The 22,745-nt window shown below is 69.8% G+C and carries 25 protein-coding genes; 10 read left to right on the top strand and 15 right to left on the bottom strand.

Translation table 11 applies throughout. The features are described 5' to 3' along the window. Window positions 1–43: 43 nt before the first annotated feature. Window positions 44–385, top strand: a complete 342-nt coding sequence (locus tag A5773_RS04115) for a helix-turn-helix transcriptional regulator (protein ID WP_067262390.1) — start codon at window positions 44–46, stop codon at window positions 383–385. Window positions 386–388: 3 nt separating this feature from the next. Further along, window positions 389–874, top strand: coding sequence for an SRPBCC domain-containing protein (locus tag A5773_RS04110; RefSeq protein ID WP_067262394.1), 486 nt, complete (start codon window positions 389–391; stop codon window positions 872–874). Window positions 875–886: 12 nt separating this feature from the next. Here the strand turns inward: A5773_RS04110 and A5773_RS04105 are convergent, their stop codons facing one another. Next, complete coding sequence (locus A5773_RS04105) at window positions 887–1,864, bottom strand: bifunctional riboflavin kinase/FAD synthetase (RefSeq protein ID WP_066950532.1); 978 nt, start codon at window positions 1,862–1,864, stop codon at window positions 887–889. A gap of 101 nt (window positions 1,865–1,965) precedes the next feature. On the opposite strand from A5773_RS04105, the gene mntR reads away from it, so the two are divergent. Next, complete coding sequence (gene mntR / locus A5773_RS04100) at window positions 1,966–2,658, top strand: manganese-binding transcriptional regulator MntR (RefSeq protein ID WP_066950535.1); 693 nt, start codon at window positions 1,966–1,968, stop codon at window positions 2,656–2,658. Window positions 2,659–2,793: 135 nt separating this feature from the next. On the opposite strand, the gene A5773_RS04095 is transcribed toward mntR, so the two are convergent. The 4 genes from A5773_RS04095 to A5773_RS04080 form a co-directional block, all read right to left on the bottom strand. Continuing rightward, window positions 2,794–3,984 carry a lipid-transfer protein gene (locus A5773_RS04095; protein WP_066950538.1) on the bottom strand — a complete coding sequence of 397 codons (1,191 nt, stop codon included), beginning with the start codon at window positions 3,982–3,984 and terminating at the stop codon, window positions 2,794–2,796. A 79-nt stretch (window positions 3,985–4,063) separates the two neighbouring features. Then, window positions 4,064–4,963: a tRNA pseudouridine(55) synthase TruB gene (gene truB, locus A5773_RS04090; protein WP_067789578.1), complete on the bottom strand. Its 900-nt coding sequence runs from the start codon at window positions 4,961–4,963 to the stop codon at window positions 4,064–4,066. Then, complete coding sequence (locus A5773_RS04085; protein ID WP_067199535.1) at window positions 4,960–5,637, bottom strand: 4'-phosphopantetheinyl transferase; 678 nt, start codon at window positions 5,635–5,637, stop codon at window positions 4,960–4,962. Before A5773_RS04085 ends, truB begins: the two co-directional genes overlap by 4 nt. After that, window positions 5,634–6,611: a metallophosphoesterase gene (locus tag A5773_RS04080; RefSeq protein ID WP_066950548.1), complete on the bottom strand. Its 978-nt coding sequence runs from the start codon at window positions 6,609–6,611 to the stop codon at window positions 5,634–5,636. Before A5773_RS04080 ends, A5773_RS04085 begins: the two co-directional genes overlap by 4 nt. A gap of 148 nt (window positions 6,612–6,759) precedes the next feature. On the opposite strand from A5773_RS04080, the gene A5773_RS04075 reads away from it, so the two are divergent. Next, window positions 6,760–7,344, top strand: a complete 585-nt coding sequence (locus A5773_RS04075) for a DUF3558 domain-containing protein (protein ID WP_066950550.1) — start codon at window positions 6,760–6,762, stop codon at window positions 7,342–7,344. Window positions 7,345–7,372: 28 nt separating this feature from the next. Next, window positions 7,373–9,091: a CocE/NonD family hydrolase gene (locus A5773_RS04070; RefSeq protein WP_067789576.1), complete on the top strand. Its 1,719-nt coding sequence runs from the start codon at window positions 7,373–7,375 to the stop codon at window positions 9,089–9,091. On the opposite strand, the gene A5773_RS04065 is transcribed toward A5773_RS04070, so the two are convergent. Continuing rightward, a complete protein-coding gene (locus A5773_RS04065) occupies window positions 9,050–9,610 on the bottom strand; it encodes a DUF1802 family protein (protein ID WP_066950555.1) in 561 nt (186 codons plus the stop codon). The genes A5773_RS04070 and A5773_RS04065 overlap by 42 nt on opposite strands. Beyond that, window positions 9,607–9,876, bottom strand: a complete 270-nt coding sequence (locus A5773_RS04060) for a DUF2277 family protein (protein WP_066950557.1) — start codon at window positions 9,874–9,876, stop codon at window positions 9,607–9,609. The genes A5773_RS04065 and A5773_RS04060 overlap by 4 nt, the downstream gene beginning before the upstream one ends. Before the next feature lie 44 nt (window positions 9,877–9,920). Here A5773_RS04060 and A5773_RS04055 point away from each other — a divergent pair, with 44 nt between their 5' ends. The 3 genes from A5773_RS04055 to A5773_RS04045 are packed head-to-tail and all read left to right on the top strand — an operon-like array spanning window position 9,921 to window position 11,678. Next, window positions 9,921–10,670 carry an enoyl-CoA hydratase gene (locus A5773_RS04055; protein ID WP_067262422.1) on the top strand — a complete coding sequence of 250 codons (750 nt, stop codon included), beginning with the start codon at window positions 9,921–9,923 and terminating at the stop codon, window positions 10,668–10,670. 17 nt (window positions 10,671–10,687) lie between these two features. Beyond that, a complete protein-coding gene (locus tag A5773_RS04050) occupies window positions 10,688–11,059 on the top strand; it encodes a hypothetical protein (RefSeq protein ID WP_067789573.1) in 372 nt (123 codons plus the stop codon). A 22-nt stretch (window positions 11,060–11,081) separates the two neighbouring features. Continuing rightward, window positions 11,082–11,678, top strand: coding sequence for a hypothetical protein (locus A5773_RS04045; protein WP_067789570.1), 597 nt, complete (start codon window positions 11,082–11,084; stop codon window positions 11,676–11,678). Here A5773_RS04045 and A5773_RS04040 read toward each other — a convergent pair. The 6 genes from A5773_RS04040 to rimP form a co-directional block, all read right to left on the bottom strand. Continuing rightward, window positions 11,675–12,685, bottom strand: coding sequence for a bifunctional oligoribonuclease/PAP phosphatase NrnA (locus A5773_RS04040; RefSeq protein ID WP_156744713.1), 1,011 nt, complete (start codon window positions 12,683–12,685; stop codon window positions 11,675–11,677). The two genes, A5773_RS04045 and A5773_RS04040, sit on opposite strands and share 4 nt — an antisense overlap. Continuing rightward, window positions 12,660–13,127 carry a 30S ribosome-binding factor RbfA gene (rbfA, locus tag A5773_RS04035; RefSeq protein WP_067789567.1) on the bottom strand — a complete coding sequence of 156 codons (468 nt, stop codon included), beginning with the start codon at window positions 13,125–13,127 and terminating at the stop codon, window positions 12,660–12,662. Before rbfA ends, A5773_RS04040 begins: the two co-directional genes overlap by 26 nt. Further along, window positions 13,127–15,898, bottom strand: a complete 2,772-nt coding sequence (infB, locus tag A5773_RS04030; protein WP_067789564.1) for a translation initiation factor IF-2 — start codon at window positions 15,896–15,898, stop codon at window positions 13,127–13,129. The genes rbfA and infB overlap by 1 nt, the downstream gene beginning before the upstream one ends. Before the next feature lie 64 nt (window positions 15,899–15,962). Continuing rightward, window positions 15,963–16,211 carry a DUF448 domain-containing protein gene (locus A5773_RS04025; protein WP_369817312.1) on the bottom strand — a complete coding sequence of 83 codons (249 nt, stop codon included), beginning with the start codon at window positions 16,209–16,211 and terminating at the stop codon, window positions 15,963–15,965. Window positions 16,212–16,386: 175 nt separating this feature from the next. After that, a complete protein-coding gene (gene nusA / locus A5773_RS04020) occupies window positions 16,387–17,442 on the bottom strand; it encodes a transcription termination factor NusA (RefSeq protein ID WP_066946445.1) in 1,056 nt (351 codons plus the stop codon). A gap of 106 nt (window positions 17,443–17,548) precedes the next feature. Beyond that, on the bottom strand, window positions 17,549–18,076 hold the full coding sequence (gene rimP, locus A5773_RS04015; RefSeq protein ID WP_067789561.1) for a ribosome maturation factor RimP: 528 nt from the start codon (window positions 18,074–18,076) through the stop codon (window positions 17,549–17,551). A gap of 203 nt (window positions 18,077–18,279) precedes the next feature. Between rimP and A5773_RS04010 the strand changes: the two genes are divergently transcribed. Together A5773_RS04010 and A5773_RS04005 are read left to right on the top strand one after the other, a co-directional pair. Next, a complete protein-coding gene (locus A5773_RS04010; protein WP_066946440.1) occupies window positions 18,280–18,816 on the top strand; it encodes a hypothetical protein in 537 nt (178 codons plus the stop codon). Then, window positions 18,813–19,259 carry a ferritin-like domain-containing protein gene (locus A5773_RS04005; RefSeq protein ID WP_066946437.1) on the top strand — a complete coding sequence of 149 codons (447 nt, stop codon included), beginning with the start codon at window positions 18,813–18,815 and terminating at the stop codon, window positions 19,257–19,259. Before A5773_RS04010 ends, A5773_RS04005 begins: the two co-directional genes overlap by 4 nt. Before the next feature lie 20 nt (window positions 19,260–19,279). Here the strand turns inward: A5773_RS04005 and A5773_RS04000 are convergent, their stop codons facing one another. Next, a complete protein-coding gene (locus A5773_RS04000) occupies window positions 19,280–21,028 on the bottom strand; it encodes a proline--tRNA ligase (RefSeq protein WP_067789558.1) in 1,749 nt (582 codons plus the stop codon). A 102-nt stretch (window positions 21,029–21,130) separates the two neighbouring features. Next, complete coding sequence (locus A5773_RS03995; RefSeq protein WP_066946428.1) at window positions 21,131–22,723, bottom strand: MFS transporter; 1,593 nt, start codon at window positions 22,721–22,723, stop codon at window positions 21,131–21,133. Window positions 22,724–22,745: the final 22 nt, after the last annotated feature.

The following is a 22,745-nucleotide window of genomic DNA, read 5'->3' as shown; positions in this document are numbered from 1 at the left end:
CAGCCCTTGACAACCTACAACCATTTGGTTGTAGGTTTGGCGGGTGGCCGTAGACGAAGAGGATCGGGTGGACGCCCTCTTTCACGCGCTCGCCGACCGGACCCGGCGCGACATCATGCGCCGGACGCTGGCCGGGGAACACTCGGTTTCCTCGCTCGCCCTGAAATACGACATGAGCTTTGCGGCCGTGCAGAAGCACGTGGTCGTGCTGGAGAAGGCCGGCCTGATCACCAAACGCCGACGCGGTCGCGAGCAGTTGGCCAGCGGTGACGTGGCGGCGGTGCGGTCGGTCGCCGGCATGCTCACCGAGCTGGAGCTCCTCTGGCGGGGCCGCATCGGCCGCATCGACGAACTCATCTCGACCGACCCAACCAAGGAGGACTGACCCATGCCCGTGACCGACGTCAAGCATGACCCGGACGCCCTGACCCTGACCATCACCGCCGACTTCGCCGCCCCGGTGCGGCGCATCTGGCAGATCTACGCCGATCCGCGTCAGCTGGAGAAGGTGTGGGGACCACCGTCGCATCCGGCGACCGTGGTGAGCCACAGCCTCACGCCGGGAAGCCGCACGACCTACTTCATGACGGGTCCGGACGGCGAGAAGTACGCCGGCTACTGGGAGATCACCGCCGTCGACGAGCCGAACAGCTTCTCTTTTCTCGACGGGTTTGCCGACCTGGACTTCAACCCGAACCCCGACATGCCGGTCGCGGAGAACACCTACACCTTCACCGAGCACGGCGGCGGCACGCGCGCGATCTACGTGTGCACCTTCGGATCCGCCGAGGATCTTCAGCGAGTGCTGGACATGGGCGTCGTCGAGGGCTCCACGTCGGCGATCAACCAGATCGACGACCTGGTTGCTTCCTGAAGCTGCGGCGGTTCAGTCCTGCGCCGAGAGCATCGTGCGCGCCCGGTCGGTGTCGTTGCCCATCGCGTCGATCAGCTCCTTCACCGAGTCGAACCTGCGCTGACCGCGGATGCGGGCGACGAAGTCCAGCGCCACGTACTGGCCGTAGAGGTCGGCGGTGGTGTCCAGGACGAAGGCCTCGACGGTGCGCGTGCGTCCGGAGAAGGTCGGGTTGGTGCCCACCGACACCGCGGCCTGGTAGCGCTCGCCCGGGACGACGGTGCCGGTCACCGGTCCGTGCCCGAGCAGGGTGAACCAGGCGGCATACACGCCGTCGGCCGGGATCGCCGAATACATCGGCGGCGCCACGTTGGCGGTCGGGAAACCCAGCTCCATGCCCCGCCCCTCGCCCCGGACGACGACGCCCTCCACGCGGTGCGGACGGCCCAGCGCCTCCATGGCCGCCAGCACGTCACCGGCGTCCACGCAGGACCGGATATACGTCGACGAATACGTCACGGTCTCGTTACTCAGGTGCTCGCTGAGCAGCGACATCGACTCGACCGCGAAGCCGAATCGCTCGCCAGCGCGCCGCAGGGTCTCGACGTTGCCGGCCGCCTTCTTGCCGAAGGTGAAGTTCTCCCCCACCACGACCTCGACCACGTGCAGGTGTTCCACCAGGAGCTCATGGACGTAGCGCTCCGGCGTGAGTTTCATGAAGTCGCTGGTGAACGGCATCACCAGGAAGACGTCGATGCCCAGCTCCTCGACGAGTTCGGCGCGGCGCGTCAGCGTCGTCAGCTGCGCGGGATGGCTGCCCGGGTAGACGACTTCCATCGGGTGCGGATCGAACGTCATCAGCACGGTCGGCACGTTGCGGGCGCGCCCGGCCTTGACGGCATGCGCGATTATCTCCGCGTGGCCCCGGTGCACGCCATCGAACACGCCGATGGTGAGCACGCATCTGCCCCAGTCCGTGGGAATCTCGTCTTGGCCGCGCCACCGCTGCACGACCGCAAGCCTACGGCCCGCCGCGGTCCGCCGGGAGATCCGCCGGCGCGGGGGTGTCGAGGAGCACACGATCAGGCTTGGGTTGCCTAAACTTTCTCGGTGTGAGGGCTGACGAAGAGCGTGGCGGTCTCACCGCGGTCGGCCAGGACTATCTCAAGGTCATCTGGAATGCCCAGGAGTGGTCCCGGGAGAAGGTCAGCACCAAGATGCTGGCCGAGAAGATCGGGGTCTCCGCCAGCACGGCCTCGGAGTCGATCCGCAAACTCGCCGAGCAGGGCCTGGTCGACCACGAGAAATACGGGGCCGTGACCCTGACCGAGGCGGGCCGGCGGGCGGCGCTGGCGATGGTGCGCCGGCATCGGCTGCTGGAGACCTTCCTGGTCAACGAGCTCGGCTACGGCTGGGACGAGGTGCACGACGAGGCCGAGGTGCTCGAACACGCGGTGTCGGATCGGCTGGTGGCCCGCATCGACGCCAAGCTCGGGTTCCCGCAACGCGACCCGCATGGGGACCCGATCCCGGCCTCCGACGGGCAGGTGCCCACGCCGCCGGCCCGCCAGCTGTGGGCGTGCGGCGACGGGGACACCGGAACGGTGGCCCGCATCTCCGACGCCGACCCGGAGATGCTGCGCTATTTCGCCGACGTCGGCATCAACCTCGATTCGCGGCTGCGGGTCCTGACCCGCCGGGAATTCGCCGGCATGATCTCGGTGGCGATCGAAGGCGGCGACGGCGCGGAGACGACGGTCGACCTGGGCAGCCCGGCCGCCCGGGCGGTCTGGGTGGTGGGCTAGCGGCGATCGCGAGCGCGGCGAAGCCGGGCGAAGCGGGTCGCCGCCATTGGGCTAGGGGCGATCGCGAGCGCGGCGAAGCCGGGCGAAGCGGGTCGCCGCCATTGGGCTAGCGGCGGGCTGGCCCCGCCGCTACGGTCAGCGTTCGGCGCGCTGGTACGCGGTGACGACCGCCGCGCCGCCCAGCCCGATGTTGTGTTGCAGTGCGGCGCTGACGTTGTCGACCTGACGCTTGTCGGCGGTGCCGCGCAGCTGCCAGGTCAGCTCGGCGCATTGCGCCAGCCCGGTCGCGCCCAGTGGATGCCCCTTCGAGATCAGGCCGCCCGACGGGTTGACCACCCAGCGTCCGCCGTAGGTGGTGTCGCCGTTGTCGATCAGCTTCGGCGCCTCGCCCGGGCCACACAGGCCGAGCGCCTCGTAGAGCAGCAGCTCGTTGGCCGAGAAGCAGTCGTGCAGCTCGATCACCTGGAAGTCCTCCGGGCCGAGCCCGGACTGGTCGTAGACCTGTTGCGCCGCTTGCACATTCATGTCATAGCCGATCAGGTTCTTGGCGCTTCCGTCGAACGTCGACGCGAAGTCCGTCGTCATCGCCTGGCCGACGATCTCCACGGCCTGGCCGGCCAGCCCGTGGCTGTCGACGAAGCTCTCCGAGGCCAGGATCGCCGCGCCGGAGCCGTCGGATGTGGGCGAGCACTGCAGCTTGGTGAGCGGGTCGGAGATCATCCGCGCCGCCAGGATGTCCTCGAGCGTGTAGGACTCCTGGAACTGCGCGAACGGGTTGTTGACTGAGTGCTTGTGGTTCTTGTAGCCGATCTTGGCGAAATGCTCTGCGGTGCTGCCGTATTGGCGCATGTGCTCGCGGCCGGCGGCGCCGAACATCCAGGGCGCGACGGGCATCGCGAACTCGTCGATAGCGGCCATCGCCTTGACGTGCTTGCCCATCGGCGATTCGCGATCCTCGGCGCCGCCGCTCAGCGAGCCGGGTTGCATCTTCTCGAATCCGAGCGCAATGGCGCAGTCGACGATCCCGCCGCGGATGGCCTGGGCCGCCAGGAACAGCGCGGTCGAGCCGGTCGAGCAGTTGTTGTTGACGTTGACGATCGGGATCCCGGTCATGCCCAGCTCGTAGAGCGCACGCTGCCCGGACGTCGAATCACCGGCGACGTAGCCGACGTAGCCCTGCTGCACCTCGCGGTAGTCGACCCCCGCGTCGGCCAGCGCGTTGGTCCCGGACTCGCGCGCCATGTCCGGGTAGTCCCAGCCTTCGCGGCGGCCCGGTTTCTCGAATTTCGTCATGCCGACGCCGACGACGTACACCTTGTTAGACATCTTTGTCCCTTTCCAACGGCCAGACCCCCAGTGTGCAACTTAACCCCGCCGGCCCCTCGGTGGGGACCCTCCAAGCCCGTTACAGCGTCGCCGGGCGGATCACGACCACCGACTTGGTGCGTGCGCCCTCGTCGCGCAGCAGCGCGATCACCCGGCCGGCGGCGTCGCAGGCGGCGTAAACCCCGTCGATGCCGGTAGGCGCGAGCGCTCGCCCGTTGGCCGCCGCCTCGGCCTCCCCGGCGGTCAGGTCGCGGCGCGGGAAGATCAGCAGGCACGCCTCGTCCAGGGTCAACGACAGGCCGGGCCGCTCGGCCAGGTCGTCGAGCGAGCGGGCCTGCTGCAGGGTGAAGCGGCCGACCCGGGTGCGCCGCAGCGCGGTCAGGTGCCCGCCCACGCCGAGCGCGGCGCCGACGTCGCGGGCCAGCGCGCGAACGTAGGTTCCCGACGAGCAGTCGACCTCCACATCAACATCGATGACGCCGTCGACGTCGGATCCGTGCCGAACATCGAGCACCTCGAACCGGTCGATGCGCACCGGCCGGGCCTCGAGTTCGACGTTCTGGCCCTCGCGAACCAGCCGATAGGCGCGCCGCCCGTCCACCTTGATCGCGCTGACCGCCGACGGCACCTGCTGGATGTCCCCGCGCAGGCCGGCGACCGCGGCCGCGATCGCCTCGCGCGTCAGGTGCGCGGCCGAGACGCTGTGCAGCACTTCCCCTTCGGCGTCCTCGGTGGAGGTGGTCTGGCCCAGCCGGATGGTGGCGGTGTACGACTTGGCGGCCGCCGTCAACAGGCCGAGGATCTTGGTGGCGCGGTCGACGCCGATCACCAGCACCCCGGTGGCCATCGGGTCCAGCGTCCCGGCGTGTCCCACCCGGCGGGTGGCGAAGATACGGCGGCAGCGCCCCACCACGTCGTGACTGGTCATCCCGGCCGGCTTGTCGACGACGACCAATCCCGGGCCGGGCCCCGCACTCATAGCACGATGGCGGTCAGCACCAGTCCCCGCTCGACCGACCACCGGCCCCTCAGCGCGGTAAGCGGTGGGCCGTCGAGGGTCTGCCCGTCGATCAGGATCTTGGACACGAACACCCCGGTGGTCTCCCCGTCCGGCGGGTCGAGGTCGAACACGATGTGGGCGTCCTCGAAACCTAGCCAGCGCTTGGTCAACGGGAACCAGGCCTTGTACGTTGCTTCCTTGGCGCAGAACAGGATTCGGTCCCAATGCAGGCCTGCGGGCAACGTCGTCATCTCGTGTCGCTCCTCGGGCAGGCTGATCGCGTTCAGCACGCCGTCCGGCAGCACGTCGTGCGGCTCGGCGTCGATACCCACCGAGCGCACCGCCTCGGTGCGACCCACGACCGCGCCGCGATAGCCGGTGCAGTGGGTGAGGCTGCCCACCACGCCGTCGGGCCAGCACGGTTCGCCCTTCTCGCCCTTGAGGATCGGCACCGGCGGCAGGCCGAGCTCGCCCAGCGCGACCCGGGCGCAGTGCCGGACGGTGACGAACTCGTTGCGCCGCTTGGCCACCGACTTGGCGATCAGCGGCTCCTCTTCGGGCAGGGGAACGAGGTCGGGCGGGTCGGAATACAGCTCCGAATAAGCGAGCTCGCCCATGTCGGGCAGTACCGAGGAAACCAGCTTGTCCGTCATCGTGATTGCCGCTGCCGCAACCGTTCCCGGAACTGCGCGGCCTGCTGCCGCATCTCGGGAGTGATCTCGAAATGGCCGCCGAAGTCGTTGAGGTAGCCCGGCGCGTATTGCGGGTCGGGCAACACCTGGCGCAGCCAGCTGTGCGGCTTGCGGCGCCGCCACTCCCGCGGATATCCCACCGACACTTCCTCGAAGCGCACGTCGTCGTACCAGGTGGTGCGCGGAATGTGCAGGTGACCGTAGACCGAACAGACCGCGTTGTAGCGGGTGTGCCAGTCGGCCGTCTTGGTCGTCCCACACCACAGCGAGAACTCCGGGTAGAACAGCGCGTCGCAGGGCTCGCGGACCAGCGGGAAATGGTTCACCAGGACGGTCGGCGTCATCCAGTCGAGTTGCTCGAGGCGGGTCCGCGTGGTGGCGAGCCGCTCCTGGCACCACGCTTCGCGGGTGGGGTACGGCTCCGACGACAGCAGGAATTCGTCGGTGGCGACCACGTTGCGCTCCCGCGCGATGGTCAGGCCCTCGGCTTTGCTCGCCGCCCCCTCGGGCAAGAAGCTGTAGTCGTAGAGCAGGAACATCGGCACGATCGTGGCCGGGCCGCCGCGCTCGGTCCACACCGGGAAGGGATGCTCGGGCGTCACGATGCCCATCTCGTCGCACATGTGGACCAGGTACTCGTAGCGGGCCCGCCCGAAGATCTGCACCGGATCCCGCGTCGTGGTCCACAACTCGTGGTTGCCGGGCACCCAGATCACCTTGGCGAAGCGCCGGCGCAGCAGGTCGAGGGCCCAGCGAATCTCGTCGGTGCGTTCGGCCACGTCGCCGGCGACGATCAGCCAATCGTCCGGCGAGGACGGGTGCAGCGACTCGGTGACCGGCTTGTTGCCGAGGTGACCCGTGTGCAGGTCGGAGACGGCCCACAGCGTGGGTTGCCCGCCGTTGGTCGATTCCTGCCCCGCATTTTGCCCAGCCACGATTAACCAGCCTAATGACCCGCGGTGCGGGCCCGGTTGGGGCCGCGCCTTGCTCGCCGGCATTGGAACGTGTTCTCGTTTAACGGTGACCGCGCGGGAGGCGACTTGTACACTCCCGGCAGGAGCCAGGGAGCCGTCAGGGGGTGTCGTGTTCGCCAAGGTGCGTCTGATCGGGGCGATCGGTGCCGTGGTCGCGGCGGCCATCGCCGGAACGGCCGGGTGGCAGGGTGCCGCGCCGGGGCCTACCGGGGGCGGGCGCGTCGAGCTGCGCTCGACGGCGGCGCCGATGGAGACCACGATGAAGAGCCCGATCGTGGCGACCACCGACCCGCGCCCATTCGACGCGTGCGAGGACATCCCGTTCGACGTCATCCAGCGGCTCGGGCTGGGGTTCACACCGCCCGAGCACGAAGACGGCCTGCGCTGCCACTTCGACGCGGGCAACTACCAGGTGGCGGTCGAGCCCATCATCTGGCGCACCTACGAGGAGACGCTGCCTCCCGACGCCGTCGAGACCACCATCGCCGGCCACCGCGCCGCGCAGTACTGGGTGCTCAAGCCGACGTATCACAACAGCTACTGGTATTACTCCTGCATGGTCGCGTTCAAGACCAGTTACGGCGTGCTGCAGCAGGCGCTCTACTACTCGACCGTCTACTCCAATCCCGAGGTCGACTGCATGTCCACCAATCTGCAGCGGGCCAACGACCTCGCGCCTTACTACAAGTTCTGAAGTCCACGCGGGCCTTAACCTGGGCACCGTGAGTATCATCTCGACGCGACCCGCCAAGCCCCCGCTGCACGCCCTGCGACACCTCGGCGGGAAGGCCGTGGGCCGGCTGCTGGGCCTGCCGCCGGCGACCACCGAGTACACCGTCGAACGCGTCCGGGTGCCCATGCGTGATGGGGTCGACCTGGTGGCCGATCACTACACGCCGAACACCGACTCCCCGGCCGGTACCCTGCTGGCCCGGGGGCCCTACGGGCGCTCCTTCCCGTTCTCCCTGGTGTTCGGCGCGCTGTACGCGGCCCGGGGTTACCACGTCGTGCTGCAGAGCGTCCGCGGAACGTTCGGGTCGGGCGGAGATTTCGAACCGATGGCCAACGAGGCCGCCGACGGCGCCGACACGGTGGCCTGGCTGCGCGAGCAGCCCTGGTTCACCGGCCGCTTCGCCACCATCGGGCTGTCCTACCTCGGGTTCACCCAGTGGGCGCTGATGACCGATCCCCCGCCGGAACTGGCCGCGGCGGTCGTCATCGTGGGGCCGCACGATTTCAACGCCTCGGTGTGGGGCACCGGCTCGTTCGCGATCAACGACTTCCTGGGCTGGAGCGACATGGTCGCGCACCAGGAAGACCCGGTGCGCGCCCGGTCGGCGCTGCGCCAGCTGCGCAACCGCAGCAGGGTGACACAGGCGGCCCTCGGGTTGCCGGTGGGCGACACGGCCCGGGCGCTGCTCGGTGCGGGCGCGCCGTGGTTCGAGTCGTGGGTCGAGCACACCGACCCGAACGATCCGTTCTGGGACGCCCTGCGCTGCGGCGACGCCCTGGACCGGGCCGACGTGCCCGTGCTGCTGATCGGCGGTTGGCAGGACATCTTCGTCAGGCAGACGCTGCAGCAATACGAGCAGCTGCGCGGCCGCGGCGTCGACGTCGCGCTGACCATGGGCCCCTGGACCCACACCCAGCTGCTCACCACCGGGTTGAGTACCTGCACCCGGGAGTCGCTGGACTGGCTGGGCGCCCACCTCGGCGGCGCGCCCGCCCCGCGACGCCCCAGCCGGGTCCACGCGTACGTCACCGGCCAGGGTTGGCGCAACGTGGCCGACTGGCCGCCCGCCACCACCGAGCGCGAGCTGTATCTTCGGCCCGGCGGCCACCTCGGTGAGACCGCACCGACGGACCTGGCGCGGCAGGTGCCGGCGTCATTCCGCTACGACCCCACCGACCCGACACCCACCACGGGCGGCCCGTTGCTGTCGCCGAACGGCGGCTACCGCGACGACAGCCGGCTCGCGTCGCGCGACGACGTGCTGGCCTTCACCAGCCTCACCCTCACTCACGACCTGTGCGTCTACGGGAGCCCGGCCGTCGAGCTGGCGCACGGCGCCGACACTCCCCACGTCGACCTCTTCGTCCGGGTGAGCGAGGTCGACGCCAAAGGCCGGTCGAAGAACGTCAGCGACGGCTACCGGCGGTTGCGGACCGCCAAGAAGTCGTCGAAGGGGACCGTCCGCGTGGAACTCGACGGCATCGCCCATCGCTTCCGAGCCGGCTCCCGCATCCGTCTGCTGATCGCCGGGAGCTGGTTTCCCCGTTACGCGCGCAACCTGGGCACCGACGAACCGATTCTGACGGGACGACAGTCTGAGCCTGCCACCCACACCGTGCGCTACGGACGCTCCCGGCTGTTGCTGCCCGTCGGCCCGCTCGACCTGTCAGCCAACGGCGCGGCGGACGCGGGCGCCGACCTCGGCTAGCGCGGCCTCGTCGTGCACCGGCGGGGCCAGCGGCGCCCGCATCGGCAGCTCCACCCAGCTTTTGCAGCCGCCGTAGTCGGGCGTGCGGGTGATCTCCACCGGCTCGGCCAACGGGTGCACCGACACCACCAGCACGGCGAGCTTGTGCTTGGGGCGGAAGTCGAGCCGGTCGGCGCGCACCGACTCGGCGGTCCAGATGTGCAGGTCCTCGATTTCCCCTAGCCGGTCGGGTTGGTTAACCGACACGGCGGCAACGACTTTCGCTGCCGACCGGATCACCAGGCGATCGTCGGCGCTATCGGCGGCGGCCGCCTCGAGCAGGTCGCGATGCTCGGGCCGCACGCGCTCCGCGTGGCTGTGCGCGACCGTCGGGAACAGCAGGAACTCGGAAGCGGCCAGCTCGAACCGCTTCTCCCCGATGCCGCCCTTGCGCAGCAGCACCCGCTGGCGACCGTCCAGCAGGGCGTGCACGGCGGCGCTCCACTCCTTGAGGGCGGGCGTGGTCGCGGTGAGCGTCACTGCGCCTCGGCCAGCCGGGCGACGACGTCGGGCCGGCGCAACGGCGGGACGGTCTTGGGCGGCTGACGCCGCGGGGGCAGTGCCGCCAACAACCGCGTCGTTGTCTCGGTGACCTCGGTAACCGCCGCCTCGAAGGCGTCGGCGTTCGAGGCCGACGGTCGGGTGATCCCGCTGACCTTGCGGACATACTGGCGGGCCGCCGCCGCGATTTCCTCGGCGGTGGCCGACGGCTGCAGCCCGCGCAACTCGGTGATGTTCCGGCACATGCCTCAACGATAGGCGCGGCCGGCGACCCTATTACGGTGATCTCATGAGCGACGACATCCTGCTGATCGAAACCGACGAGCGGGTGCGCACCCTGACCCTCAACCGGCCGCACTCCCGCAACGCGCTGTCTTCGGCGCTGCGGGATCGGTTCTTCGGGGCGCTGGCCGAGGCGGAAACCGACGACGCCGTCGACGTCGTCATCGTCACCGGCGCCGACCCGGTGTTCTGCGCGGGCCTGGATCTCAAGGAGTTGGGCGGTTCCTCGGCGTTGCCGGACATCTCGCCTCGGTGGCCACCGCTGAGCAAGCCGGTCATCGGTGCGGTCAACGGCGCCGCGGTGACCGGCGGGCTGGAGCTGGCCCTGTACTGCGACATCCTGATCGCGTCGGAGAACGCCCGTTTCGCCGACACTCACGCCCGGGTCGGCCTGCTGCCCACCTGGGGGCTGAGCGTGCGGCTGCCGCAGAAGGTCGGGGTCGGCCTGGCCCGCCGGATGAGCATGACCGGGGACTACCTGTCGGCCACCGACGCGCTGCGCGCCGGGCTGGTGACCGAGGTGGTGCCGCACGACCAGCTGCTGCCCGCCGCCCGCGGAGTGGCGGCGTCGATCGTCGGCAACAACCAGGACGCGGTGCGCGCGCTGCTGGCGTCCTATCACCGGATCGACGACTCGCAGACCAGCGCGGGGCTGTGGCTGGAAGCGATGGCGGCCCGCCAGTTCCGGACCAGCGGCGACGACATCGCCGCGAACCGCGAGGCGGTGCTGCAGCGGGGGCGGGCGCAGGTCCGCTAGTCGCGGCGGCCTTGTCGATGATCCAATTTCCGCCGCCCGCACCGTGGCGACGACCGACCGCGGACATCGTCGCGACGGTGTTGCTCTTCGTCGCGGAGCTGGCGTTCAGCGCCGTCTCAGTCGCCCTGGCGTTGTTGTCCTCGGTGTGGCTGATGCTGCCGATCTGCAGTGACAACTGCGACAGCCCAGCCGTCACACACTTCGTCCATCGCACCTTCGCCGGGACCGTCGTCATCGTGGGCGGGATTGCACTGGCACTGCTGGTGTCATGCGTCGGGGCGCTGGTCGCCGGCACGCAGGGTCGGGCCGGAATGTGGAAATGGCCGGCGTTGGGCCTGGTCATCGGCGTTGTGTCGGTTCTCATCGCCGCTGGCTTATGGGTGAACTGACGGCAACCAATACGATCAGCTGATGCGTTTGGTCGTGGACGTCCTCGGGAGGTTGCTCGCGTGTGCCGTGGCACTCACCGCGCCGATCACAATGGCGGTAACGATCGCGGGCATAGCGCCGCGCGCGGCCGCGCAGCCGCCGGCGGGATTTCCCAACCTGGACGGTTTCACGCCCGTCCCGGCGGACGGCTACGTCATCAGCAGTGGCCCGAGCACCCCGCCGCGGATCAGCTTCTCCACCCCATACAGCCTGGTGTGTGACTTCTATGGCGGCCCGGCGCCGGCGCCGCAGCCGTCACAGGACATCAAGTGCAAGGGCGACATGCCCGGCATCGACGACGTTCCCGTTCTCGGCGGGCGCCCCCACCCGGGCGATTGCCTGGTGGGTTCCGCCGAGTTCAAGGGACCGGGCTACCAGTTGAGCCGCATGTCCTACGGCGGGTGCGACGGTAACCCGGCCGCCCTGCCGCCGGGCGGCAAGTTGTTGGGCGCGGGACAGAAGCTGACCTACCTGAACGTCACGTGCGCCGTCGGAGCCGACAACCTCGTCGCCTGCCTGGACACCACCAGCGGAGACCACGGGTTCGTGCTGCAGCGGGCGGGCAGCTGGGCGTTCTAGCCCAGGGCCGCGCGCAGCGACGCGACCGCGTCGTCGATCGGCCCGCTCGTCGAATAGCCGGCGGCCAGCCGGTGGCCGCCGCCGCCGAACGCGGACGCGACCGCCGCCAGGTCCACGTGGGCCTTGGCGCGCATCGACACCGACCACTGCTGCGGGTCGACCTCCTTGAACACCGCGGCCACCTCGGCCTGCTGCGTGGTCCGCACGATGTCGACGATGCTTTCGACTTCCTCGGCGCGCGAACTGACCCAATCCTGGTGTCCGACAACGGCATACACCAGCCCACGGCCGCCGGCCGCGTCGGGCAGCAACTGCGCTGAGCCCAGCACGCGTGACAGCAGTGGCAGCCAGGTGAAGGGATGGCTGTCCATCAGCGTTCGGCTGACGGCGGCGTTGTCTACTCCGGTCTCCACCAGCCGGGCCGCCAGCCGCAGCGCGCGGGGGGTCGCCCAGCGGAACGACCCGGTGTCGGTCGTCAGCCCGGCGTAGATGCAGTGCGCGACGTCCGGTTCGATCGGCTTGTCCCACGCGTCGAGGATGTCGGCGATCATCATCGTGGTCGAATCCGCCGACACGTCAACGAAGTTCGCGGTCCCGAACAGCTCGTTGGAGGCGTGGTGGTCGATCACCAGCGACTCGCGGCCGGGACCGGCCAGGTCGCTCAGCGCACCCAGCCGCTTGACGCTCGGAACATCAACGGTGACAACCAGATCGACGTCGCGCCGCATCGCGTCAGCACCGACCAGCAGGTGACAACCGGGCAACGACGACAGCGACTCCGGCAGCATCGCCGGCTCGGCGAAACCGACCTCGACGCTTTTGCCGCACTTGTCCAGCACCAGAGCCAGCGCCAGGCCCGCGCCGATGGTGTCGGCGTCGGGGTGGACATGGGCGACCACCGCGATAGTCGCGGCGCCGGAAAGCAATTCGACCGCGCCGCGGGCGTCGATGCGCACCCGGGCTCCCGCGGCGCGGGCCAGCTCAGTCTTCGCGTCGGTCGTCGTCACCGGCGTCCTCGTCACTAGACCCCCGGTAGGGATCGGCCTCCCCGGCCGGCTTGGCCCCGGAGCGAACCCGCGCCAGATCGGCGTCCGCGGCGCGGGCCTGCGCCAGCAACTCGTCCATCCGCGCCACGGTGTCCAACGTGGTGTCGCGGGTGAAGGTCAGCGTGGGCGTGAAGCGCACGCCGGTGCCCGCCCCCACCAGAGTGCGCAGCGCGCCTTTGGCCCGTTCCAGTGCGGCCGCCGCGGCGGCGTAGTCCGGCTCGTCGTCCAGGGTGCGGCCCATCACGGTATAGAACACCGTCGCGTCGTGCAGGTCGGCGGTGACCTTCGTGTCGACGATGGTCACCCCGTCCAGGCCCGGATCCTTGATCTCGAACTCGATCGCCGAGGCGACAATCGAGTTGATGCGTTTGGCCAATCGGCGCGCCCGGGCCGGGTCGGCCATCAGGCGCGCTCCTTCTCGACGAGCTCGTAAGACTCGATGATGTCGCCTTCCTTGATGTCGGAGTAGCCCAGGGTCATACCGCACTCGAAGCCCTCGCGGACCTCGGTCACGTCGTCCTTCTCCCGTCGCAGCGAGTTGATCGTGAGGTTCTCGGTGACCACGACGTTGTCCCGCAACAGGCGGGCCTTCGCGTTGCGCCGCACCACCCCGGAGCTGATCATGCAGCCCGCGATGATGCCCACCTTCGAGGACCGGAAGATCGCACGGATCTCGGCGCGACCCAGCTCCTTCTCCTCGTAGATCGGCTTGAGCATGCCGCGCAGGGCCTTCTCGATGTCGTCGATCGCCTGGTAGATGACCGAGTAGTACCGGATCTCGACGCCCTCGCGGTTGGCCAGCTCCGTCGCCTTGCCTTCGGCGCGCACGTTGAAGCCGATGATCACCGCGTCCGACGCCGACGCCAGGTTGACGTTGGTTTCGGTGATGCCACCGACGCCGCGGTCGATGACGCGCAGCTCCACCTCGTCGTCGACCTGGATGACCATCAGGGCCTCCTCGAGCGCCTCGACCGTACCGGCGTTGTCGCCCTTGAGGATCAGGTTCAGCTGGCTGGTTTCCTTCAGCGCCGAGTCCAGGTCCTCCAGGCTGATCCGCTTGCGCGACCGCGCCGCCAGCGCGTTGCGCTTGCGCGCGCTGCGCCGGTCGGCGATCTGGCGGGCGATGCGGTCCTCGTCGACGACCAGGAAGTTGTCACCGGCGCCGGGCACCGACGTGAAGCCGATGACCTGCACCGGCCGCGACGGCAGCGCCTCCTCGACGTCGTCGCCGTGCTCGTCGACCATGCGGCGGACGCGACCGTATGCGTCGCCGGCCACCACCGAGTCGCCGACGCGCAGCGTCCCCCGCTGCACCAGCACCGTGGCGACGGGGCCGCGGCCGCGGTCCAGGTGCGCCTCGATCGCCACACCCTGGGCCTCCATGTCGGGGTTGGCCCGCAGGTCCAGGGCGGCGTCGGCGGTCAGCAGCACCGCCTCTTCGAGCGCCTTGATGTTGGTGCCTTCCTTGGCGGAGATGTCGACGAACATCGTGTCGCCGCCGAAATCCTCTGCCACCAAGCCGTATTCGGTGAGCTGGCCGCGGATCTTCGCCGGGTCGGCGCCCTCCTTGTCGATCTTGTTGACCGCCACCACGATCGGCACGTCGGCCGCCTGCGCGTGGTTGATGGCCTCCACCGTCTGCGGCATCACGCCGTCGTCGGCGGCGACCACCAGGATCGCGATGTCGGTGGCCTTCGCGCCGCGGGCACGCATGGCGGTGAACGCCTCGTGACCCGGGGTGTCGATGAAGGTGATCGGCCGCTCGGTGCCGTCGAGGTCGACGGACACCTGGTACGCGCCGATGTGCTGGGTGATGCCCCCGGCCTCGGCCTCGCGCACACTGGCGTTCCGGATGGTGTCCAGCAGCCGGGTTTTACCGTGGTCGACGTGACCCATCACGGTCACCACCGGCGGCCGGGTCTGCAGGTCTTCCTCGGTGCCCTCGTCCTCGCCATAGGTCAGGTCGAAGGATTCCAGCAGCTCGCGGTCCTCGTCCTCCGGGCTGACCACCTGGACGACATAGTTCATCTCGCTGCCCAGCAGCTCGAGCGTCTCGTCGCCGACGGATTGGGTGGCGGTCACCATCTCGCCGAGGTTGAACAGCGCCTGCACCAGCGAGGCCGGGTTGGCGTTGATCTTGTCGGCGAAGTCGGAGAGCGACGCACCGCGGGCCAGCCGGATGGTCTCGCCGTTGCCGTGCGGCAACCGCACGCCGCCGACGACCGGCGCCTGCATGTTCTCGTACTCGGCGCGTTTCGCCCGCTTGGACTTGCGGCCGCGCCGGGGCGCACCGCCGGGACGGCCGAAAGCGCCGGCGGCGCCGCCGCGCTGACCGGGACGACCGCCGCCGCCACCGCCACCGGGACGGCCGCGGAAACCTCCGGCACCGCCGCCCCCGGGCGGGGCGCCGACTCCGCCGCCGCCGCCGCGGTAGTTGCCGCCGCCGCCGTCACGGCCGCCGGGACCGCCGGGCCGGCCACCGCCGGGTCGCGGGGCACCGGGCCGGGCGGGGCGGCCCTGACCTGCGGCACCGCCGGGACGGGGCGGCATGTTGCCGGGCGAGGCGCCGGGGCGCGGCCCGCCGGGCCGGGGCGCCCCGGGGCGGGGCACCGGGCGCGGGATCGGCCGGTCGACGGGCTGCGCGGAAGAGAACGGGTTGTTGCCGACGCGCGGGGTGCGGACGCCGGGCTTCGGCGCCGGACCCGGGCGCGGACCCGGCGTCATGCCGGGTTGGGGGCCGGGCTGGCCGGCCGGCTGACCGGGGGCGGGCGGCTGCGGCTGTGCGGGCTGTCCGGGTGCGGGGCGGCCGGGCACCGGGCCGGGGCGTGCCGGCGCTTCCGCCGGGGCGGCCGGGGCCGCTTGGGCGGCGGCGGTCGTCGTCCCGCCTGCGGCTTCGCCGTTGGCCTCGCCATTGCCGATGGCCTTGTCGAGTGCCTGGTCAAGCGAGTTGTCCGGACCCTTGGCCGGAGCCTTGGCGGCCGCCGTGGCCGCCGTTTTCTGGGGAGCCGGCTTGCCGCCCCCGAAGGATTCGCGCAGTCGACGAGCGACCGGCGCTTCCACCGTTGACGATGCGGATTTTACGAATTCGCCCTGTTCATTCAGCCGGGCGAGAACTTCCTTGCTGGTAACACCGAGTTCCTTGGCCAACTCGTGTACGCGGGCCTTACCTGCCACTACATCTCCTGTCTAAGAGGCGACAGTCGTGGGGCCGCGCCTCGGGTTTAGCTATGACGCATGGTCATCGGGACTTCACGGTGTGCTCATGTTCTTTGCTACCTGTTCTGTTGCCGTGCTGGTTGAGCGTTTCCACGTGCTCGACCAGCGCGGATGTGTCCGGTGGACGGTCGATGCGCAGCGCTCTGGTGAGAGCCCGCCGCCGAATCGCCTGTTGCACGCACTGCGGTACGGGATGCAACCATGCACCCCGCCCCGGCCGGTTGGCCCTGGCGTCAACGATCACGGCATGTTCGCCGTTCCCGTCCGACACAGCCACCACGCGAAGCAGTTCGACGGCCAGCTCTCGCTTTCGGCACCCGACACACGTCCGGACAGGTCCGTCCACACGTCTGTGCGCCCGGGCCGAAGGCTCACGCTGGATCACGGCTCAGTCTAGCGTCACTTATCCGATGGTCAGAACCGCCCAATGGTGGGCGCGGGATCCGCTAGCGGTCGTGCGCCATCCCGTGGGTGGCGCCGTGTTCGGGGCGGCTCTCCGAATGCGACTCCGATCCCCCCGGCGTATCGCCGCGGATGTCGATCCGCCACCCGGTGAGGCGCGCGGCCAACCGCGCGTTCTGGCCCTCCTTGCCGATGGCCAGGGACAGCTGGAAGTCGGGCACCACCACGCGGGCGGCGCGGGCGTTCGGGTCAATGATCGACACGGAAACCACCTTGGCCGGCGACAGCGCGTTGGCGACGAAGCGCGACGGGTCCTCGTCGTAGTCGATGATGTCGATCTTCTCCCCGGAAAGCTCGCTCATCACGTTGCGGACCCGCTGGCCCATCGGGCCGATGCAGGCCCCTTTCGCGTTCAGCCCGGGAACGTTGGACTTCACCGCGATCTTGGAGCGGTGGCCGGCCTCCCGAGCCACCGCCACGATTTCCACCGACCCGTCGGCGATCTCGGGAACTTCCAGCGAGAACAGCTTGCGGACCAGGTTGGGATGCGTTCGGGACAGGGTGATCAGCGGCTCCCGGGACCCGCGGGTCACGCCGATGACGTAGCAGCGGACCCGGTTGCCATGTTCGTAGCTTTCGCCGGGCACCTGTTCGGCCGCCGGGATCACGCCCTCGGAGGCCTTGGTCTCGGTGCCCATCCGGACGACGACCAGGCCGCGGGCGTTGGCGCGGTTGTCCCGCTGAATGACGCCCGCGACGATCTCGCCCTCGCGGGTGGAGAACTCACCGTAGGTGCGCTCGTTCTCCGCGTCCCGAAACCGCTGCAGCATGACCTGACGGGCGGTGGTGGCGGCGATCCGGCCGAAACCCTCGGGGGTGTCGTCCCATTCGCTGATGACGTTGCCGTCCTCGTCGGTCTCTCGGGCGACGACCTTGACGACGCCGGTCTTGCGGTCGATCTCGATGCGCGCGTCGTTCTGGTGGCCCTCGGTGTGCCGGTAGGCCGTGAGCAGCGCCGACTTGATCGTCTCGAGCAGCTCGTTGACCGAGATGCCGCGATCCACCTCGATGGCGTGCAGCGCGCCCATGTCGATGTTCATCAGCGCCGCTCCTTTCCCCCGCAAGCGGGAGGTGCCCCCACATCGCTACGTCCCCCTGGCCGCTTCGCGGCTGGGGGCGCCCCCACTGCATCGTCGCCGGCGCGGTTCATGCTCCGGCCTCCGTCCTGTCGGCCCGCCCCGCCAGGTCCAACTCCGCCTGGGCGGGGGGCGAAAACTCCACCTGGACAACGGCTTTGGCGATATCGGCGAGCGGCAATTCGCGCAGCCGGTAGTCCCGTCCCGCGCGGACCACCAGCGCGACGGAATCGCCGCGCGTCTCACCGACGCGACCGGTCAGTCGCGCACCGTCCGCGAGGACGACGTCGACCTTGCGGCCGCGGGCGCGACGGAAATGTTTTGCACTGGTCAGCGGGCGGTCCACGCCCGGCGAACTCACCTCGAGCACATAGCGGTCCGCGACGTCGTCAAGGCCGTCCAGCAAAGCCGACGCCGAGCGCGACAGCGTCGCGATGGTGTCCAGGTCGAGGGCTTTGTCACCGTCGGCGACCACCATGATCCGCGGCGGGCGCGTCCGGGCGTCGATGACCACGTCTTCGATCTCGTATCCAGCGCGCGCGAACTCGTCACCGAGTAGCTCGATCACCTGCGTCTGCGAAGGTAGCCCGGTGGTCACGGCGAGCTCCTCATCTTGAGTTGTCCGGTCAGCTGGAGGGCGTCGCCACCCTATTGCCCTGCGGGCGGCTCCAGTGTCCTGGCGGAACGCGAAGGCTGCCGTTCCGCGAGAGCAGCTATCAACGATACGCCAGGAATCGCGTCTGACGGCCGGATCGCGTCCTGGCTTCGTACCCACCCCCGAACCGATGGCAGGATGTGTTTGTGTCTAGCGCATTTCCGGTCGTCAACCGGCGGGGTGTGCTCGCCGGCGGCGCGGCTCTGGCTGCGCTCGGGGTGGTGACCTCCGCCTGCGGCGAGTCCCCGCCCAAGGCCCCGTCCGTCGAAGAGCTGCTGGGGCCGCTGGACCAGGCCCGCAAGGACAGCGCGCTGGCCGGCGCCGCCGCGGCCGCCGTCGGCAACCCACCGCAGATCGCCGCCGCGCTGACGGTCGTCGCGAGTCAGCGCGCCGCGCACGCCCGCGCCCTGTCCACGGAGATCTCGCGGGCGGCCGGCAAGATCACCGCCTCCTCGACCAGCGAGACGACGGGCCCCAGCCCGAGCCCCGCCGAGCCGGCGGGGCCGCCGCCGCCTCCCCCGCCGGTGTCCGACGTGATCAACGCCCTGCGGGCCTCGGCGGACAGCGCCAGCCGACTGGTGGCGGGCGAATCCGGCTACCGCGCGGGGTTGCTCGCCTCGATCATCGCGTCCTGCACCGCGTCGTACACCGTCGCCCTGGTGCCAGGGGGCCCGTCGATATGAGTTCCGGCAAGGACGCGGACAACGCGGCGCTCTGCGACGCGCTGGCCATCGAACACTCGACGATCTACGGCTACGGCATGGTCTCGGCGTTGTCGCCGCCCAGCGTCAACGGCCTGGTGGTGGAAGCGCTCTCCCAGCACCGCCAGCGCCGCGACGACGTGATCGCGATGCTGACCGCCCGCAAGGTCAACGCGCCGGTCGCGGCCCCCGGCTACCAGTTGCCGATCCTGGTGGGCAGCGCCGCGGATGCGGCGCGGCTGGCGGCGCGGATGGAAAACGATGGCGCGTCGGCCTGGCGCGTGGTGATCGAGCACGCCGAGACGGCCGACGACCGCGCGTTCGCCGCCACGGCACTGACGCAAAGCGCGGTGATGGCCGCCCGGTGGAACCGGGTGCTGGGTGCCTGGCCCATCACGACGAGCTTCCCCGGCGGAAACGACTAGCGGCGCAAGGGTTTTCAGCGCTACCCGGTCAGGGCGGCCACGACGTCGGTGGCCAGCGACGGCCCGGTGGCCAGCTCGCGCGTCTGTCCGCTGAAGCGGTCGCGCAGCTCCACCACGCCGTTGCCCCAGCCGCGCCCCACCACCAGGATCCATGGAACGCCCAGCAACTCGGCGTCCTTGAACTTGACCCCGGGCGACGCCTGCCGGTCGTCCAGTAGCACCTCGATGCCCAACCGGTCCAGGTCCGCGGCCAGCGCGGTGGCCCCGGTGCGGGCGTCCGCGTCTTTATTGGCGATCACCAGGTGGACGTCGAACGGCGCGACCGAAGACGGCCAGCGCAGGCCCAGCTCGTCGTGGTGCTGCTCGGCGATAACCGCCAAGATCCGCGACACCCCGAGGCCGTAGGACCCCATGGTCAGCCGCACCGGCTTGCCGTCCTCACCGAGCACGTCGGCGGTGAAGGCATCGGTGTATTTGCGGCCGAGCTGGAAGATGTGCGCGACCTCGATGCCGCGGGCCGACACCAGCGGGCCGGCGCCGTCGGGCGATGGATCGCCGTCGCGCACCTCGGCGGCCTCGATGGTGCCGTCGGCGGTGAAATCCCGGCCGGCCACCAGGCCGACGGCGTGCCGGCCGGGCTCGTCCGCCCCGGTGATCCAGCTGGTGCCGTCCACCACCCGCGGGTCGACAAGGTAACGAACACCGTTGTCCCGCAGCGCCTTCGGACCGATGTAGCCCTTCACCAGGAATGGGTATTTGGCGAAGTCGGAGTCGTCGAGCAACGCGTAGTCGGCCGGTTCCAGCGCGGCGCCGAGCCTCTTGTCGTCGACGTCGCGGTCGCCCGGCAGGCCGATGGCCAGCAGCTCCCACTCCCCGCCGGGCTGTCGCACCTTGAGCAGCACGTTCTTCAGCGTGTCCGCGGCGGTGACGGTGCGACCGAGGTCGGCCGTGTTGGCCCAGTCCACCAGGGTGGCGATGGTCGGGGTGTCACCGGTGTCGTGGACCACCGCCTCGGGCAGCCCGTCGATCGGCTTGGCCTCCGGGCGGGCGGTGGTGACGGCCTCGACGTTGGCCGCATACCCCGATTCCAGGCAGCGCACGAAGGTGTCTTCGCCGACCGGGCTTTCGGCCAGGAACTCCTCCGACGCACTGCCGCCCATCGCCCCCGATACCGCGGACGCGATCACGTAGCGCACCTGGAGCCGGTTGAAGATGCGCTGGTAGGCCTCGCGGTGCGCGTGATAGGCGGCCTTGAGTCCGGCGTCGTCGATGTCGAACGAGTAGGAGTCCTTCATCAGGAACTCGCGCACCCGCAGGATCCCCGCGCGCGGACGCGCCTCGTCGCGGTATTTGTTCTGGATTTGATAGAGCAGCACCGGAAAGTCTTTGTACGAGCTGTATTCACCCTTGACGGTCAGGGTGAACACCTCCTCGTGCGTGGGCCCCAGCAGGTAGTCATTGCCGCGGCGGTCCTTCAGGCGGAAGACGCCGTCGCCGTATTCGGTCCACCGGTTCGTGGTCTCGTATGGCGCGCGCGGCAGCAGGGCGGGAAACAGGATCTCCTGGCCGCCGATCGCGTTCATCTCCTCGCGGACGACGGCCTCGATCTTGCGCAGCACCCGCAGGCCGAGCGGCAGCCAGCTGTAGAGCCCGGGCGCGATCGGCCGGATGTAGCCGGCGCGGATCAGAAGTTTGTGGCTGGGCACTTCGGCGTCAGCGGGGTCGTCGCGCAACGTGCGCAAGAACAGCTCGGACATCCGGGTGATCACAGCGGGCCAGCCTAGCGTGGTCGGTACCTGCGACGAGCGTCACGCCAGCGCAACGCCCGCATGCCAACGCCACTCTGTCGTGACGGTCGGCGACCCGTTGAGCTACAGCTCGCCGGCGTCGATCGCTTCCTTGACCTCTTGCGCGTGGGCCACCTGCGCGGGCGTGTAGCCGATCAACAGCGCCGCGGCGCCGACGACGACGGCCACGCCGGCCACCCACAGCAGGCCGTAGGTGTAGCCCTGGTCGAGCGCGTGCAATTGGAGGTCGTTCATGATCTTGACCGGGCCGGTGGTGCCGCCCATGTACAGCGTGCGGGAGGTGATCACGGCCTGGATGACGGCCAGCACGAGCGGACCGCCGAGGCTCTGCAGCATCAACGCGATCGCCGACACCGGGCCGATCTGGTCGAAGCCGACACCGGCGATGGCCGCCAGCGTCAGCGGGACGACGCAGATGCCGATGCCGATCCCGCCCACGATGATGGGGAGCACCAGGTTGGGGAAATAGGGCACGCCGCGGTGCATGAACGCCCAGCCGTAGAGCATCGCCCAGAACAGCAGGATTCCGCCGCCGATCGTCAACACCCGGGGCGAGAACCGCGACACCAGTTGCGAGGAGACGCCCAGGCCGATCCCCATCGCGATGACGAACGGGATGAAGCCGACGCCGGCGCGCAGCGCGCTGTAGCCGAGGATGTCCTGCACGTACAGGCCGATGCACACCGTCAGGCTGAACATGAGGCCGCCGGCCAGGAAGATCGCGGCGAACGTGACCAGCCGGTTGCGGTCGCGGAACAGATCGAATGGGACAACCGGGTTTTCGGCGGTTCGCTCGACGATGATGAAGGCGAGAGCGGCGGCCATCGCGACCACGCCCGACCCGACGGTGGTGATCGAGACCCAACCCTTTTCCGGCCCCATCGAGAAGGCGAAGACCGCGGCGGTGCACGCCAGCGTCGCCAGCATGGCGCCGGTGGCGTCGAGCTTCATCCGCTCGCGGTTGGTCTCGCGCAGCGCGGTGCGCGCGAGGTAGATCATCACCAGGCCGATCGGCACGTTCACCAGGAACGCCAGTCGCCAGGACACCTCGGTCAGCGCTCCGCCGACCACGAGGCCCATCACCGAGCCGACGGCCGTCATGGCGGCGAACACCGCCGTCGCGAAGTTACGCGCGGGCCCCTTGGGGAAGGTGGTCGCGACCAGCGCCAGCCCCGTCGGGGAGGCGATGGCGGAACCGACCCCCTGCGAGAGCCGCGCGATGACCATGGTCACCTCATCCCACGCGACCGCGCACAGCACCGAGGAGATGGTGAACAACGCGACGCCCACGATGAAGGTGCGCTTGCGTCCGATGGTGTCGCCGAGTCGGCCGCCCAGCAGCATCAGCCCGCCGAACGTGAGCACATATGCGGTGATCACCCAGCTACGGCCGGCGTCGGACAGGCTGAGCTCGTTCTGGATCCGGGGAAGCGCGACGATGGCGACGGTGCTGTCCATGGTCGCCAGCAACTGCATACCGCCGATGGCGATCACGGCCGCGATGAAGCGGCTGGAAGGCAGCCAGGCCGGGTAGTACTTGCTGAGGCGAGTGGAGGCGGTCTCCGCCGGGCGCGTGGAGCGCGCCGGGGCCGGACGATCGGGGCGCGCGGACGTGAAGTTCCGCACCGCGCGCTCTGTGTCGTTGAGGGCCGTCATAAAGGGTTACCTTACAGTAATC

Source organism: Mycobacterium sp. 852014-52450_SCH5900713 (genome assembly GCF_001667075.1).
Classification (GTDB): domain Bacteria; phylum Actinomycetota; class Actinomycetes; order Mycobacteriales; family Mycobacteriaceae; genus Mycobacterium.
This window is presented reverse-complemented; position numbering and strand designations above follow the sequence as displayed.